Source organism: Kitasatospora sp. NPDC057223 (genome assembly GCF_042669755.1).
Classification (GTDB): domain Bacteria; phylum Actinomycetota; class Actinomycetes; order Streptomycetales; family Streptomycetaceae; genus Kitasatospora.
The window spans coordinates 30,235-47,233 of record NZ_JBHUWW010000003.1 but is presented as its reverse complement, the minus strand read 5'-3'; the positions used below and the strand labels follow the sequence as shown (position 1 = coordinate 47,233).

Genomic DNA, 16,999 nt, shown 5'->3' with positions numbered 1-16,999 from the left:
GCCGTGGTGGCTGCCCTCCTGGTCGGGTCCCTGCTGCCGGCACTCCCGCTCGCCGCGAGCGCGGTCGCCGCCGGCCACACGAAACCCGACTCCCCTTCACCTGGCAGGATCGTCAAGGTCAAGGACTCCGGTGTCCAGGGCCGCAAGGCCGACAGCACCGTCAGCAAGCCGGAGGCGAAGCACACTGCCTGGCCGAACGCCGGCACCGCCAAGGTCACCGCACCGGGCAGCGGAGCCATCAAGGCCGGTGACCTTCCCGTCACCCTCACCGCCACGGCCCCCACCACGAGTGGCAGCACGTCGGCTCCGGCCCTCACCCCGGTCGACACCGACGTCCGGATCCTCCCTCAGGAGGCCTCCCGCAACGCGGGCATCACCGGTGTCCTGCTCACCGTCACCGGATCGGCCGGTCCCGCCGGGGTCAGCACCAAACTCGCGGTCGACTACAGCGGTTTCGCCCGGGCCGCGGGCGCAGGGTTCGGCGCCCGCCTCCACATGGTCCAGCTGCCCGCGTGCGTGCTGATCACTCCCGAGAAGCCCGAGTGCCGGGTGCAGACCCCGCTCAAGGGCGGCAACGACGCCGAGCACCAGACGGTCACCGCCGACAGCGTTCCTCTCACGGCGCCGCAGACCCCGGTGGGTCAGCTGCGCGAACAGTCCGCATCGGGCAGGGTGACGGTGCTGGCCGCGACCGCGGGTGACGCGGGGCCGACCGGTGACTACAGGGCGACGCCGCTGTCGGCGGCCTCCACGTGGTCGACGTCGCTGAACAGCGGCTCGTTCACCTGGTCCTACGGCATGCCGCTGACCGCGATGCCCGGCGGTCTGACCCCGAAGGTCGGCCTCTCGTACGACTCGGGCAGCATCGACGGCCGCACCTCGAACTCGAACAATCAGGGTTCGTGGGCAGGCGACGGGTTCACCATCGACCTCGGCTCCGTGGAGCGGACCTACAAGTCGTGTTCCGACGACGGCGCGCCCAAGACCGACGGCTCCGACCCCGGTGACCTGTGCTGGGCGACCGACAACGTCACCATCTCCTTCGCAGGCCACTCCGGTGAGCTGATCCCGGTCTCGGGGGACGAGTGGCGGATCAAGGGCGACGACAACACCAAGGTCGTCCGGGTCCGTGACACGGGCCGGGGCAACGGCGACAACGACGGCGAGTACTTCAAGGCCACCACCACCGACGGCACCAGCTACTACTTCGGCTACAACCGGCTGCCCAACTGGGCGGCGGGCAAGGCCGAGACGAAGTCCGTCTACACCGTGCCCGTCTTCGGCAACAACAGCGGCGAACCCTGCTACAGCAGCGGCGGATTCGGCTCCTCGTGGTGCCAGCAGGGCTGGCGCTGGAACCTCGACCTGGTCGTCGACACGCACGGCAACGACATCACCTACTGGTACACCCCCGAGACCGACAACTACGGCCGGAACCTGAAGGCTTCGGACCACACCCCCTACATCCGCGGCGGGCACCTCGACCACATCGAGTACGGTCAGCAGCAGACCGACCTCTACTCCGCCACGGTCGAGCCGATGGCGAAGGTCGAGTTCAGGACCGCCGAGCGCTGCCTGGAGACCGCCGCTTCGCTGTGCGACCCCGCGAACATCGACGCCAACAGGCAGTACTGGTACGACACCCCGTGGGACCAGCACTGCAAGGACAACACGGACTGTGACTCCGTGAGTCCGGCCTTCTTCAGCCGCACACGCCTCACCCAAGTGGTGGCGAGCACGCTACAGGCCAACGGCACGTACAAGGGCGTCGACACCTGGGACCTGACCCACAAGTGGGGCACCGCGGACTACGACTACCAGTTGCTGCTCGACACCATCCAGCACACCGGCACCGCCACCGCCCCCACTGTCGCGCTCCCGAAGACCACGCTGGCCTACAAGCAGCTGGTCAACCGGCTGGACCGCACCGGTGACGGCCGACTGCCCTTCATCAAACAGCGCCTGGGCACCATCACCGACGAGCTCGGCGGCCAGACCGACGTCAACTACTCCGCCGCCGCCTGCAGCCCGTCGGCTCTTCCGGTCCCGCAGTCGAACGTGACGCGCTGCTTCCCGCAGCAGTACCAGCCCGACAGCAACACCCCGGTGACCACGGAGTGGTTCAACAAGTACGTCGTCGAGGCCGTGATCGGCACCGACCGCACCGGCCACGCCCCCGACACGGTCACCCACTACACCTACCTCGGCGACGCCGCCTGGCACTTCGACGACCTCGACGGCATCACGAAGGAGAAACTCAAGACCTGGTCCCAGTGGCGCGGTTATGCGCACGTGAAGGTCGAGACCGGTGGCACGTCGGGCATGTCGACGCAGGCCGAGCACTGGTTCCTGCGCGGCATGCACGACGACCGCAGCAGTCCGACGGACAAGACGCAGAAGCGCACCGTCACCGTCGGCGACGGGCAGGGCACCACGCTCACCGACGACCAGGCGTGGGCCGGGTTCGAGTACCGCACCGAGCAGTACGACCGACCTGCCGGCAAGATCCTCTCCAAGACGGTCAACACGCCGTGGAAGAGGACCACCGCCACCCGCACCCGTGACTGGGGCACCACCACCGCCAACCTGACCGGAACCCAGGCCACCCGTACCTTCACCTCCCTCGACAACGGCGCGGGTGTGAGCTGGCGCGAGACCCGGACCGACAACACCTTCGACGGATACGGCCGCGCCCTCACCGCCGAGCACCTCGGCGATGTCGCGGTCACCGCCGACGATCAGTGCACCACCAGCACCTACGCGGACAACACCACCGCCTGGATCCTCACCGGCACCGTCCGCACCGAGACCGTCGCCGCCAACTGCGCCGCCACCGTCGACCGCACCACCCGCGCGAACGGCACCTCCGTCGTCCTGTCCGACGTCCGGGTCCGTTTCGACGGCCAGCCCTACGGCACCGCCCCCGTCAGGGGTGACGCCACCACGGTCGAAACCCTGCAGAGCCGTACCGCCACCACCGCCACCTACCTCGACACGGTCAACACCCACGATCTCTACGGCCGCACCCTGGCCACCACGGAACTCGCCGACCGCACCGTCTTCAACCTCGCCACCGAGGCCGGCACCACCACCGCCCTGGCCGAGGCCCGGACCGCCACGACCGCCTACACCCCGGCCACCGGTCGCCCGACCAGAACCGTGGTCACCTCACCGCCCGCCAAGGCCGGCGACAGCACCACCGCCCGGACCACCACCACCGACTACGACCTGCTGCGCGGTCAGGCCGTCGACACCATCGACCCCAACACCCTGCGCACCGACACCACCTACGACGCCCTCGGGCGCACCGTGAAGGTCTGGCTGCCCAACCAGCCCAAGGCGAACTTCCCGAACACTCCGAGCACCGAGTACGCCTACACCCTGGCCGACGGGCAGGTCGCCGCCGTCACCAGCAGGACCGTCAACAACGACCAGTCCCAGGACACCTCCTACGCCCTCTACGACGGCTTCGGCCGTCTGCGCCAGGCACAGGCCCCTGCCGCGAGCGGCGGGCGCCTGATCACGGACACGTTCTACGACGAACGCGGCCAGGCCGTCCTCGTCTACAGCCCCTACTACGCCACCGGCGCCCCCTCCGCCACGCTGCAGAAGGTCGAGGACGCCACCGGCGTCGAGACCCAGACCCGCACCGAGTACGACGGACTCGGACGCGTCACCAAGGCCACCGTCCTGGCGGGCAACGGCGTCGGCACGCCGCTCGCCAGCACACTGACCGAGTACGGCGGCGACCGGGTGACCGTCACCCCTCCCACCGGCAGCACCCCCACCACGACGATCACCGACGCGGCCGGACACACCACCGAACTGCGCCAGTACAAGGCGGCCACCCCGACCGGCGCGTACGACAGCACCACGTACGGCTACGACCCGGCCGGCCACATGACCGGCCTGCGCGATCCGGCGGGCACCACCTGGACATGGCTGTACGACCAGCTCGGCCGTCAGACCCAGGCAGTCGACCCCGACTCCGGGACCGGCACCAGGACCTACAGCATCCGCGGTGAGGTCACCAGCACGACCGACGGCCGCGGCAGGACAGTCGCCACCGTCTACGACAACCTCTCGCGGGTCACGGAGACCCACGACGGGAGCACCGCCGGGCCGCTGCTGACCTCACAGGTCTGGGATCCGGCCAACAACAAGGGCCGGCTCGCCTCCAGCAGCCGCTTCACCACCGTGGCCGGTACCAGCTACGAGTACAGGACCACGTACTCGCTCTTCGACAAGCTGTACCGGCCCACCCGCGTGACCTTCACCGTCCCGTCCGTCCCCGGACAGGAGGCCCTCGCCGGCGGCTACCAGATCAACACCGTCTACAACCTCGACGGCACCACCAAGTCCGTCTCCTACCCGGCCGCCGGGAACCTCGCCGCCGAGACCGTCTCCACCACCTACGACACCCTTCACCGGCCGACCGCCGCGGGCTCCGGCCTGAGCACCTATCTCACCGGCCGGACCTACGACTACGTCGGCAAGCCGCTGCAGTCGACGCTTTCCAACGGCACCGCGAACAAGCAGGTCTACGTCACCGACGCCTACGAGTTCGGCACCCAGCGCCTCAAGTCCAGTCGCACCGACCGCTACGGTGTCACCACGCCGGCCCGGGCCGCCGAGTACACCTACGACCAGGCCGGCAACGTCACATCGCTGACCGACACCAGCGCTTCCGGTACCGACCGGCAGTGCTACCGCTACGACCACCTCGCCCGCCTCACCGAGGCGTTCACGCCCACTGCCGCCACCTGCCCGAGCAGTCCCACCGGTGCGGCCCTCGGCGGCCCGGCCCCGTACTGGACCAGCTGGACCTACAACACCAACGGCACCCGCAACACCGAGACCCGCCACGACCCTGCCGGCAACACCGCACAGGACGCCACCTCCACCTACACCTACCCGGTGGCCACCGCCGCCCAGCCGCACACCCTGACCAGGACCGGTACCGTCACCGGCGCCCTCGGCGCCCCCGTCGACGAGACCTACGCCTACGACCTCGCCGGCCACACCACCAGTCGCAAGGTCAGGCCGAGCGCCGACCGGAGCAGTGACCAGACCCTGACCTGGGACGCCGAAGGAAACCTCGGCAAGGTCTCCGACACGGTCAGGACCACGGTCGGCACCACCACGACAACCACGCTGAACACCACCGACTACCTCTACGACGCCACCGGAGGCCGGCTCCTCACCCACAACCTCGACACCGCCGGCCCGGCGGCCGAGAGCTGGACCCTCTACCTCGGAGGCACCGAGCTCAAGCTCACCAAGGGCGCGGCCAAGCCGGCCGCCACCCGCTACTACCCGCTCGGCGTGGCAACGGGTGTGCGCGCCGACGACAGCACCCTGACCTTCCAGGTCAACGACCACCACGGCACCGCCGAGATCGGCATCAATGCTGCCACCGGCGCCGTCGACCAGCGCCGCACCACCCCCTTCGGCGCTGTCCGCGGTACCGCGCCCACCGGCTGGGCAGGCACACGCGGCTTCCTCGGGGGCACCACCGAACCCACCGCCCTCACCCACCTCGGGGCCCGCGACTACGACCCTGCCACCGGGCGCTTCGTATCCGTCGATCCGGTCATCCTCCCGACCGACCCGCAGTCGCTCAACGCCTACATCTACAGCAACAACAACCCCCTCACCGTCAGCGACCCCAGCGGGACATGCCCCCGCGACCTCTGCGACGGGTACGGCCAGAACCCGGGCGGCCTGCCCGGCATCCACGGATCCTACGAGGACGCTGACGAGCCGGACCGCGATACCGAGAACATGAAGCCGGGGCAGACACAGGTCGACAACGACCTCTACATCCCGGTCACCTTCTCCAACCCGACCAAGTTCATGGAGGCCTACTACGCGAATCGCCATCGGATCGTCAGCAAGTATTCCCCGGACCCACCGATCACTTCCCAGCTGTGGCTCGCCGTCGACATCTGCGAGATGGTCAAGGGTGCGTGCTCCAGGGATGAACTTATTCTTCTCAGGATGCTCCAGGGGATTTCGCTCCTCATCGTTTCCATGACGATCGGGGCGGAGGGGCCGGGCAGTTTCGGCGCGATGAGCCCGATCGGTGATGTGGCCGCCTTCAAGCGGATGATGGAGGTCAGTGCATCCGGCCCCGCCAAGCTTCCGGGAAACTCCGAACTCTACCTGGGGGGCGGAGGCTCCTGCAGCTCGAAGAACAGCTTTCCGGAGGGGACTCTCGTCCTCAAGTCCGACGGCTCAGCTGTGGCGATTGATGAGCTGCAAATAGGCGACGAAGTGTTGTCCACCGATCCGGAGACCGGCGAAACCGGCCCCCGCAGGGTCGATGCCACGATCATGACCTCGGATGACCGTCAGTTCACCACTCTCACCGTCAAAGCCGCCGACGGCACGACGATTTCCCTCAGCTCGACGGACCACCACCCGTTCTGGTCCGAAAACCGGCACCGGTGGCTCGATGCCGTGGACCTGAGCCCCGGCGACTCGCTGCGGACAAGCAGTACGTCGAAGGTCACCGTCACTGATTCCGTCCCATGGACAGGATTGCAGGCAGCCTTCAATCTAACCGTCCGAGACCTCCACACGTACTATGTTCTGGCGGGCGGCACACCCGTCCTGGTCCACAATTCTACTTGCCCGAGGGTCATTGGGAACAATCCCGACTATCAAAAAGTTGCCGCAGCGGAAGGCGCGCAATATTTTGAGGTACCCATGGAGCAGTGGAACAAGCTCACGCCGGAAGAGCAGTGGGGGGCGAACCAGAGATTCCTCGACCGAGGAATCAAGGAAGGGGCCATCTTCCGACTGGGGACGCCCATAGACGAAATGAAGATGAATTCGGTGTATGTGCGAGAGGTGAACTACCTGCTCTCCAACGGGTATACATTCAACAAGGCGGGCGATGCTCTGGTCTCAGGGAGGTGAGCTGCGATCGCGGGGGAGGGGAGATCAATGAATTTTCGGTACGGCTCCTGGGTTGCCGCAAGGAGTACAAGCGGCTCGCGGCACTGCGCAAGGCTCCTCGGAAGATGCGGGAGATCGCCGCGCGGTACTCCTGCATCTTCGCGCACCGGAAAATGACCGCCGCAGCGTCTTCGGCCTGGTGATCAGAATGGCGAGAGCCGTGCAAACCAGATCCTTGCGCGCGGTTCCGTGTGAGCCGGGGGTGAAACTCCCCGGCTGCTACTCCGGTGAGAGTTCTCCGTATGCCCTGGTCAGTCGCTTGGGGCGATGGGTGGTGCGAGGCAGGGGCGTGGGTGGGGCAGTTCTGACGTGGCGGTCCCACCCACGGGCGGCCTCGCCGCATGTAGTGACAACGGCGTGGAGAAGCCGCGGGCGTGAGCGATGGCCTGCTGACAGATGCGTGGGACCGGGAACTCGGCGAATTCCTCCCGCGGATCGGGGGCCGTCTCACGCTGGTGGAGTCCCGGAGCAGGATGAGGGGTTTACCTGCGGGGGCTTCCGGGCCCGGTAGGCCGCAAGAGCAGCTGGCAGCGGGCCGAATATGCCGGGCGCCGGGCACCCGTGGCCTTCAGCATCTGCGGGCGGGCCGCCGCCTGCTTGCCCGCTGTCTGGGAGTTCGATGATGACGGAGAGTACTGAGCCGCGAGCTGTCAAGGGGCCCGGCCGTGGCCGGGCCCCTCGGTGGTGCTCCGTCAGAAGTGGTCGACGTCCACGACGGCCTGGGCGAAGGCGGTCGGTGCCTCCTGGGGCAGGTTGTGGCCGATGCCGGCCAGGGTCCGGTGCTCGTAGGCCCCGGTGAACATCGAGCGGTAGGCGGATCCGTCGCCGGGGGCGGTGAAGGGGTCCAGTGCCGGGTCGATGGTGATGGTCGGGACGCCGATGGTCGGCTTCAGTGCCAACCGGTCCTCGTAGCGGTCGTAGCGGCGTTCCCCCTCGGCGACGCTGAGGCGCCAGCGGTAGTTGTGGATCACGACGGCTGCGTAGTCGGGGTTCTCGAAGGCGGCCTCCGTGCGCTCGAAGGTCGCGTCGTCGAAGTTCCAGGTGGGGGAGACCAGCTGCCAGACCAGCCGGGTCAGGTCGTGCCGGAGGTTCTTGGTCTGCATGGCCTTCTCGCCGCGCTCGGTGGCGAAGTAGTACTGGTACCACCAGGTGTGCTCGCCGGCCGGAGCGATCGGCTCCAGCTGGGCTGCGCGGTTCGTGATGAGGTAGCCGCTCACCGAGACCAGCGCCTTGACCCGGTCGGGCCACAGGGCCGCCAGGATGTCCCCGGTCCGGGAACCCCAGTCGAAGCCGGCCACGACTGCCTTGTCGATCCTCAGGGCGTCCATCAGGGCGATGATGTCCAGCGCGATGGCGGACTGCTGGCCGTTGCGGAAGGTCCGGGGCGACAGGAAGCGGGTGGTGCCGTGGCCGCGCAGGTAGGGCACGATCACGCGGTAGCCCTGGTCGGCGAGCAGCGGGGCCACGTCGACGAAGCTGTGGATGTCGTAGGGCCATCCGTGCAGGCACAGGACCACCGGCCCCCGGGCGGGGCCCAGTTCGGCGTAGCCGACGTTGAGCAGTCCGGCTTCGACCTGCTTCAGGGCGGGGAAGGTCGTGTGGCTGCCCGGAGCAATGGTCGGCACGACGGGGGCGCTGCCGGAGCGGCCCGGGACGGGTGCCGCGTCGGCGACTCCCTGCAGACCGGTCAGCGAGGCGGCGGCCGCTCCGGCGCCCAGCCCCAGAGCCTTGTTGAAGCTACGCCTGTCGATCATGTGATGCCTTTCGAGTGGTGCGGAAGTGCCCTGGGTACGGGGCAGGTGTCGTCGGGACATACCCCGAGTGCGACGGGCAGCGCCCCTCCGTGCGCCGCCTGGCGTACGGAGCCCGGGCGGACCCTGCGGCAGGCCGGTCACCGGCCCGGCGCACCTCACTCTTCCGTCCGGGCGGGTCCGCGACATCAGTCAGTTGACGGTCGGGCGCGGGAAGCGTTCTGACTCAGGGCGCCCGGCGGACGCCTGCTTCCCCGGCGGCTGCGAGCCCGCCCTCTGGGGGCCGGACCGCAGCCGCCGCCCGGATGACCTAATCGAGCCCATGGTGAAGCGACTGATGCCGCCCGCCGCACCCCGTGGGCAACAGTCGTGTCTGACCAAGTCGCTCTGCAGAAGGGGAACCCGCCATGGACGGCGAACAGTACGGCCTCCGGGAGCGCCGCACGGGCCCCCACGACGTCCCGGTGCTGACCCTGCTCGTCAAGCGGGTGCTGGACGGCTGCGCCTGGCGGCCCGTCCGGGCGGAGTTCCGCTTCGACCCGGCCACCCCCATGATCGTGTCCGTGACCCTCGTGCCGGGCCGTGGGCCGAGCGTCGTGTGGCGGATCGGCAGGGATCTGCTGCACCAGGGGTTCTTCGAGGAGAGCGGCGAAGGCCACGTGAAGGTGTGGCCCGCACCCGGCCGGGAGGGCGGGATCGCCTTCCTCCTGCTGTCGTCGCGGCAGTCCAGTGCCGTGCTGGAGTTGCCCGTGCCGGCCCTGGCGGACTGGCTCGAAGGAACCTACGAGATCGCACCGGCGCCGGGCGAGGGCGCGGCCCTCGACTGGGACGGGTTCCTCTCCGGACTGCTCGACGACCGCCGCCGGCAGACGGAGGACTGACGGCCGTCCTGCACGGGCCGGTAGGCGGGTGCACGACGGCTCCCGGGCCCATCCCGCGGGGTCACCTGTCTGAACAGTGATAGAAGTCGCCGATCGGACCAACTGAATCCATTGGTGGTCAGGATCTGCAGGCATTGCGCCCCTGTGAGTAACTTGCCAATATGGTGACGTGATGCATGCCTTTCCCTGCGGAACCCTGCCGCTCGACTTCGTCGGAACCCTGCGCGCACGGCGCAACGCCGTGCCGGCCGAGAAGCTGGCCTCACCCCGGCAGCTCGACGCCTGGTTCGTCGAGGCCGGGATGTTCGACGCCGCACCCGGTGCCGACGAGACCGACCTGCGGATCGCCGTCGACCTGCGCGAGGCGGTCTACTCGCTCGTCGTCGCCCGGCTCGACGGCCTGCCGCTGCCGCCGCAGGCGGTCGCCGAGGTGAACAGGCACGCGGCGGGACTGCCGGTGTCGCTGCGCCTCGATGCCGACACCGTCACCAGGACCGGGGGCGCGGCCCAGGGGTTGGCTGCCCTTGCCCGCGAAACCGTCGAGATCATCGGCGGCGACGACGCCGCCCTGCTGCGCGAGTGCGCCCGGCCGGAATGCGCCCAGGTCTACCTCGACCGCTCGCGCGGACTGCGGCGCGAGTGGTGCGCCATGAAGACCTGCGGCAACCGGGTCAAGGCCGCTGCCTACCGTGCGCGGCGGCACCAGGAGGCCGGCGCGTAGCTGCGCCCGTGGCGTCCGCGTGGCGCCACCGGGATCTGCGGGCGTCCACGTCCGCCCTGGCACGTCCTGCGCGAGGCATACGTCGTTTGACCGGGGGCGGCGGGACCCGCAGGCGTGCGGACCGGTCAGTCATCCGACGGATGTGCGCGCGGCGCCCCGGCTCCATTCTGGAAGAGCGACAGGGGAGTTCGGCGTCCACGGCGGATTCACGCAGCCTTGGACGCCGGCCGCGACCTCGGCGGCGTCGCCGCTTCCGGTGAGCCGCCCCGGCCACATGTCGTGTACGGCCACATGTCGTGTACGGGCATACGTCGTCCACAGGCATACCTCGTGCACGGGCGACACGTCGTGCACAGGTCGACGACGGGTAGTGCCTGCGGTGTCCCGGCCGGCCACGGTGCTCACGAACGCTGTCGGCGGGTCGGTCGCGTTGCACCATCAGATGCATCTCCAAGGTGGCGGCATACCCGAAAAAAACGGCAGCAGTGTCATACCTGTCGCGGTAAGTGCTACATTAATGTGACAGTAATCGAGAGGCTGCGGGAGCGAGACATGATCATCTATGACCGGCTCTTCATTGCGGGCGCCTGGGCCGAGCCGAGCGTCGTCGAGCCGCTGGACATCCGGTCCCCGCACGACGGGACGGTGATCGGCAGGGCGGCGCAGGCCCGGCCGGCCGACGTCGACCGCGCGGTGGCCGCCGCCCGGGCCGCCTTCGACGAGGGCACCTGGCGTGAGACGTCGCCGCTGGAACGGGTCGCGGTGCTACGGCACTTCAACGCCCTGCGGGAGAAGAACGCGGAGCGGATCGCCCAGCTGATCGCCGCCGAGAACGGCTCGGCGGGCTGGTTCACCCGGGCCGGCCAGTCGGGTCTGACCCGGCAGGCCAACGCCTACCTGAAGGCCGCGGAGGAGTTCGGCTGGGAGCAGACCCTGACCCCGTCGGACCCGGCCTCGCCGGTGCGCAGCGTGGTGCGGCGGGAGGCCGTGGGCGTCGTGGCGGCGGTGATCCCGTGGAACTCGCCCTTCTCGGCGGCCACCGCCAAGATCATTCCGGCGCTGCTCGCGGGCAACTCGGTGGTGCTGAAGGCATCCCCGGAGAACTCGCTGAGCATGGGCCTGCTCGCCGACCTGCTGGAGCAGGTCGGGCTGCCGCAGGGAGTGGTCAGCATCCTGCCCGCCGACCGGGAGACCAGCGAGTACCTGGTCTCGCACCCCGACGTCGACAAGATCGCCTTCACCGGCTCCACCCAGGCGGGCCGTCGGATCGCCTCGATCGCCGGTGAGCAGCTCAAGCGCGTCAGCCTCGAACTGGGAGGCAAGTCCGCCGCCGTCATCCTGCCCGACGCCGACATCGCCAAGGCCGTCCAGGGCCTGAAGTTCTCCTCCCTGCTCAACAACGGGGAGTCCTGCATCGCCCAGACCCGGATCCTGGCCCCGCGCAGCCGCTACGAGGAGGTCGTCGCCGGGCTGAAGGAGCTCGTCGAGTCCCTCAAGGTCGGTGATCCCGGGGATCCGGACACCTTCATCGGGCCGATGATCCGCCGGGACCAGCAGGAGCGCGTCCGCCAGTACATCGCCCTCGGCATCGAGGAGGGCGCCCGCCTGGTGACCGGCGGCCCGCAGGTCCCCGAGGGGCTGGAGGCCGGCAACTACGTGACCCCGACCCTCTTCGCCGACGTCGACAACTCCATGCGCATCGCCCAGGAGGAGATCTTCGGCCCGGTCCTGGTGGTCATCGCCTACGAGGACGAGGACGACGCCGTCCGCATCGCCAACGACTCCGAGTACGGCCTGTCGGGCGGCGTCTGGTCCGCCAGTACCGAGCACGCGCTGGCCGTCGCCCGCCGCATCCGCACCGGCACGGTGACCGTCAACGGCGCCGCCGTCGGCTTCGACGGCCCCTTCGGCGGCTTCAAGGCCAGCGGCACCGGCCGCGAGTACGGCGCCGTCGGCCTCGGCACCTACACCGAGTACAAGACCATCACGCTCTGACGCACCACCCGCGGGCCGGCGGCGGCAACCCCGGCCGTCCGCCGCCCCGCGGCCCGCCGCACCCCTCCACCGGTACCGGACGCGAAACCCCGGCCCGGCGCGCCCCCGACCGACAGGACCACCTGCCATGCCCAAGGAACAGTCCTCCCCAGCCCCCGGAACCCGCGGCGTCGGCGCCGCGATGAGCGCCCTCGTCCTCGCGGTGCTGCTCGCCGCCCTCGACCAGACCATCGTCTCCACCGCCCTGCCGCGGATAGCCGCCGACCTCGACGGGTTCGACGACATCGCCTGGGTCAGCGCCGGCTACCTGCTCGCCTCCACCGCCGTCACCCCGCTCTGGGGCAAGCTCGGCGACATGTTCGGCCGCAAGCGGCTCTACCTGGCCTCCACCGCCGTGTTCCTCGCGGCGTCCGTGGCCTGCGGCCTCGCGCAGGACCTGCCCCAGCTGATCGCCGCCCGTGTTCTGCAGGGCGTGGGCGGCGGCGGCATGATCGTGCTGACCTTCGCCCTGGTCGGCGACATCGTCGCGCCCGAGCGGCGCGGCCGCTACCAGAGCCTGTTCGGCTCCGTGTACGGCGTCGCCAGCATCATCGGACCGCTGCTCGGCGGGGTCTTCACCGACCAGCTCTCCTGGCGCTGGGCCTTCCTGGTCAACCTGCCGATCGGCATCGTCGCGCTCGCCGTCGCCGCCCGGACCCTCCCCGCGGCCGTCCGGGGCGCCAGGGCCCCCATCGACTACGCCGGCGCGCTCGTCCTCGCCGCCATCGCCACCGGCCTGGTGCTGGTCACCTCGTTCGCGGGCCGCTGGGGCTGGACCTCGCCCGCGATCATCGCCCTGATCACCGCCACCGTCGCCCTCGCGGCCCTGTTCGTCCCCCTCGAACGCCGCGCCGCCGCCCCCGTCCTGCCGGTCACCATGCTCACCTCCCGCACGGTGGTGCTCTCCTCACTGATCGGCTTCGCCGCCAACGCCGCCATGTTCAGCGTCCTGGTCTACCTGCCCACCTACCTTCAGATCGTCGACGGCGTCTCGGCGACCCTGTCCGGCGTCCACATGCTGCCGCTGGTCGTCGGCCTTGTCCTCAGCCAGACCCTCGCCGGGCGCTGGGCGGCGCACGCCGGACGCCTGCGCCTGATCCTGGTCTCCGGACTGGCCTTCAACCTGGTCGGGCTGATTCTGCTGTCGACCGTCGGCGCGGCCACCGGCACCGTGGTCCTGAGCCTCTACTTCCTGATCACCGGCATCGGCATCGGCATGGTCCCGATGGTCGTGCTCACCGCCGTCCAGAACTCCGTCCCCACGGCCGACATCGGCGCCGCCAGTGCCGTGGTCACCTTCGCCCGCTCCATCGGCGCCGCGTTCGGGGTCGCGGTCTTCGGCGCCCTGCTCACCGCCGACTTCGCCACCCGCACCCGCGACCTGCCGCGTACCGGCGGCTTCGACCCCTCGCGCCCCGAATCCCTCGCCCAGCTCCCCGCCCACGCCCAGGACCTCGCACGGGCCGCCTTCGCCCACGCCACCGGCGGCGCCTTCCTGTGGATCGCCCCGGCCCTCGCGGCCGGCACCGTACTCGCCCTGCTGCTCAAGCAGACCCGAGCGGGCACCGGCCCGGCCGTCGGGGACCGCCCGGCCGAGAAGGCCGCTGTCCGGTCGCGGGTCGCCTGAGCACCCGTCGCGAGCCCCTGGCCTGGCCCGCAGTCCCGGGCCAGGCCCGCCGGGCTTCGGCCCGCGCCCTAGACTGGCCCCTCGCGAGGACGAGTGAGACGGATGGGGCGCATCGTGGCAGCACGCGCGGCACACCCGCCCGCCTCCTCCCGCCCGGCGCAGCACCGGGACGGCCCGTCGCAGCCCCGGGGCGGTCTCCGGTGAACCTCGCCGGCTCCACCGACCCGCTGGTCGGCCGGGAGCACGACCTGGACCGCATCACCGCCGGCCTCACCCGCGAGCAGGAGGGCGGCGCCCTGCTCCTGTCCGGGCAGCCCGGCATCGGCAAGTCCGCCGTGCTGGATGCCGCGGCCAGGGCGGCCGCCGCCGGGGGCACCCGCGTCCTGCGCGCGGCGGGCGTGGAGTTCGAGGCCGACATCAGCTACTCGGCACTGAACCAGGCGCTCCTCCCGCTCCAGGACGTCTTCGACCAGCTCGGCCCCCACCACCGGGAGGCCCTCGACGTCGCCCTCGGCCTGGGCGCCGGCGCCCCGCCGGAGCGCTTCGTCGTCTGCAACGCCGCACTGGCCCTGCTGCGGGCGGCCGCCCTGGGCGCCCCCGTGCTGCTGGTCGTCGACGACCTGCCGTGGGTGGACCGCGCCAGCGCCGCCGTCTTCGGATTCGTCGCCCGGCGGACGGCCGGCGAACGCGTCGGGTTCCTCGGGGCCGCCCGCACCGGCGCCGGCGGCTTCTTCGAACACGCCGGCCTGCCGGCCCACGAGATCTCCCCGCTCGCCCCGGAGGCGGCGGCGCGCCTGGTCGACACCCGGTTCCCCGCCCTGGCCCGCGCCGTCCGCCGACGCCTGCTCGACACCGCCCAGGGCAACCCCCTGGCACTGCTCGAACTCCCCAACGCCCTGCGGCAGGACCAACCGCGCGACCGGGACATCCCGCCCGCCATCCTGCCGCTGGGCGAACGCCTCCGGTCGCTGTTCCTCACCCGCGTCCGCGAGCTGCCCGCCGCCACCCGCGACCTGCTGCTCCTGGCCGCCCTCGACGGCACCGGCGACCTCGGAGTGGTGTCCGCGGCGGCCCACCGGACCGACGGCGGCGCCGGGCCGGAGGACCTCGGCCCCGCCGAAAGCGACCAGCTGGTCAGGGTCGACGGGGGAACCCACCGCCTGGTGTTCCGCCACCCCCTGGTCCGGTCGGCGGTCGTCGAGGCCGCCACCAGCAGCCGCCTGCGCGCCGCCCACCGCGCCCTGGCCCAGGTGCTGGAACACCGGCCGGTGCAGCGTGCCTGGCACCTGGGGGAGGCCACCCTCCTTCCCGACGAGGAGGTCGCCGTCCTGCTGGAGCACGCGGCCGGCCGCATCCTGGAGCGCGGCGACTCGGTGGCCGCCATCGCCGCGCTCACCCGCGCCGCGGACCTCAGCCCGCTCGGCGCCGACCGCGCCCGCCGCCTCGCCGAGGCGGCCTACGTGGGGGCCGAGGCCGTCGGCGCGCTGAGCAGCGCCTCGGCACTGCTCGAAGACGCCCGGCTGGCCGATCCCGGCCACCGGGTCTCGCTGCGGGCGGCCGGCGCCGCCGTCCAACTCCTGCTGAACAGCGACGGCGACGTGGCCACCGCCCACCGCCTCCTGGTCGGCGCCGTCGAGGAGGGCGACCACGGCTACCAGGCCGAGGACCCGGCACTCCTCGACACCCTCCACTTCCTCATGCTCCTGTGCAGCTACGGCGGCAAGGAGGAGCTGTGGGCACCGTTCCACGCGGCCCTGTCCCGGCTGCGGCCCACCGCCCCGCCCCTGCTCGGCATCGGCGCCCAGACCTTCTCCGACCCCCTGCACGCCGACGAGGCGACACTGCGCCGGCTCGACGAGATCATCGACGGCGTCACCCCCGGCACCGAACTCGCCGAGATCGTCCGCATCGGGGCGGCGGCGATCTACCCGGACCGGCTGTCGGCACTGCGCGAGGCCTCGTGGCGCGTGGTCCGGCAGGGCCGCGAGGGCGGACCGGTACGCCGCCACATCGGCTCCCTCCTCCACCTCTGCCTCGACGACTACCTGCGCGGGAGGTGGCAGGAGGCGCTGGACCTGTCCGACGAGGGCCTCGCGCTGTGCGCGGACTCCGGCTACACCGTCTGCACCTGGTTCTTCCAGTTCACCAAGGGCCTCGTCGTCGCCTCCAGGGGCGACGCCGAGCAGGCCCGCACCCTGGCCACCGCCATGACCGACTGGGCGGCGCCGCGCGGGGTGCGCATGAGCACGGACTGCGCCCGCCAGGTGCACCTGCTGGCCGACATCGCGGAGGGCGACTACGACCGGGCCTTCGGCCACGCCGACGCCGTCAGCCCCGCCGGCACCTTCGCCCCCCGTACCCCCCACGCCCTGTGGGTCTTCTTCGACCTGGTGGAATCGGCCGCGCGCACCGGCCGGCACGAAGCGGCGGCGGCGCACGTCCGGGCGGCGCGGGAGAGCAACCTCGCCGCGCTCTCGCCCCGCCTCGCGCTCCTCGCCACCGGCGCGGAGGCGATCGCCGCGGTGGACGACCGCGACGCGGCCCGCCTCTTCGCGCGGGCGGTCGGCGCGCCGGAGGCCGAGAAGTGGCCCTTCGACCTGGCCCGGGTACGCCTGGCCCAGGGCGAGCGGCTGCGCCGGGACCGGGCCGTCTCGGACGCCAGAGCCCCGCTCGCGGCGGCCCTGCGGATCTTCGAGAGCCTGGGCGCCGAACCGTGGGCCGAGCGCGCCCGCAAGGAGCTCCGGGCCGCGGGCGAACCGGCCGGGGTCCCGGACGGCCGGGGCGTCGGCGCGCTCACACCGCAGGAGCGGGAGATCGCCGAGCTGGCCGCCACCGGCCTGACGAACAAGCAGATCGCCGGACGCCTCTTCATCTCCCACCGGACGGTCGGCGCCCACCTCTACCGGATCTACCCGAAGCTCGGTATCGCCTCCCGCACCGCGATCCGCGACGCGCTGTTCGGCCAAGGCACCGACGAGCCCACCGCCTGACGCCTCGTCCGGTCCGCCCCGGCCCTGCCCGG

The 16,999-nt window shown here is 71.0% G+C and carries 7 protein-coding genes; 6 read left to right on the top strand and 1 reads right to left on the bottom strand.

Features of this window, described 5'->3' with window-relative positions:
- Positions 1–3: 3 nt before the first annotated feature.
- A complete protein-coding gene (locus ACFUK0_RS02300) occupies positions 4–6,924 on the top strand; it encodes a polymorphic toxin-type HINT domain-containing protein (protein ID WP_380246113.1) in 6,921 nt (2,306 codons plus the stop codon).
- A gap of 731 nt (positions 6,925–7,655) precedes the next feature.
- Here the strand turns inward: ACFUK0_RS02300 and ACFUK0_RS02295 are convergent.
- Positions 7,656–8,717: an alpha/beta fold hydrolase gene (locus ACFUK0_RS02295; RefSeq protein WP_380246112.1), complete on the bottom strand. Its 1,062-nt coding sequence runs from the start codon at positions 8,715–8,717 to the stop codon at positions 7,656–7,658.
- A 404-nt stretch (positions 8,718–9,121) separates the two neighbouring features.
- On the opposite strand from ACFUK0_RS02295, the gene ACFUK0_RS02290 reads away from it, so the two are divergent.
- The 5 genes from ACFUK0_RS02290 to ACFUK0_RS02270 all read left to right on the top strand — a co-directional run bounded on the left by ACFUK0_RS02290 (position 9,122) and on the right by ACFUK0_RS02270 (position 16,967).
- Entirely contained in the window at positions 9,122–9,595 is a 474-nt protein-coding gene (locus tag ACFUK0_RS02290; protein ID WP_380246111.1) for an SsgA family sporulation/cell division regulator, read from the top strand.
- A 172-nt stretch (positions 9,596–9,767) separates the two neighbouring features.
- Positions 9,768–10,316, top strand: a complete 549-nt coding sequence (locus ACFUK0_RS02285; RefSeq protein WP_380246110.1) for a CGNR zinc finger domain-containing protein — start codon at positions 9,768–9,770, stop codon at positions 10,314–10,316.
- 552 nt (positions 10,317–10,868) lie between these two features.
- Complete coding sequence (locus tag ACFUK0_RS02280) at positions 10,869–12,311, top strand: aldehyde dehydrogenase (protein ID WP_380246109.1); 1,443 nt, start codon at positions 10,869–10,871, stop codon at positions 12,309–12,311.
- 127 nt (positions 12,312–12,438) lie between these two features.
- Positions 12,439–13,977: an MDR family MFS transporter gene (locus tag ACFUK0_RS02275; RefSeq protein ID WP_380246108.1), complete on the top strand. Its 1,539-nt coding sequence runs from the start codon at positions 12,439–12,441 to the stop codon at positions 13,975–13,977.
- A gap of 200 nt (positions 13,978–14,177) precedes the next feature.
- Positions 14,178–16,967, top strand: a complete 2,790-nt coding sequence (locus ACFUK0_RS02270) for an AAA family ATPase (RefSeq protein ID WP_380246107.1) — start codon at positions 14,178–14,180, stop codon at positions 16,965–16,967.
- The last annotated feature ends 32 nt before the right edge of the window (positions 16,968–16,999 follow it).

Bases quoted from the DNA above. Each gene is read 5' to 3' on its own strand.
- ACFUK0_RS02290 (WP_380246111.1), top strand. From the start codon at position 9,122: ATGGACGGCGAACAGTACGGCCTCCGGGAGCGCCGCACGGGCCCCCAC.
- ACFUK0_RS02295 (WP_380246112.1), bottom strand. From the start codon at position 8,717: ATGATCGACAGGCGTAGCTTCAACAAGGCTCTGGGGCTGGGCGCCGGA.
- ACFUK0_RS02280 (WP_380246109.1), top strand. From the start codon at position 10,869: ATGATCATCTATGACCGGCTCTTCATTGCGGGCGCCTGGGCCGAGCCG.
- ACFUK0_RS02285 (WP_380246110.1), top strand. From the start codon at position 9,768: ATGCATGCCTTTCCCTGCGGAACCCTGCCGCTCGACTTCGTCGGAACC.
- ACFUK0_RS02275 (WP_380246108.1), top strand. From the start codon at position 12,439: ATGCCCAAGGAACAGTCCTCCCCAGCCCCCGGAACCCGCGGCGTCGGC.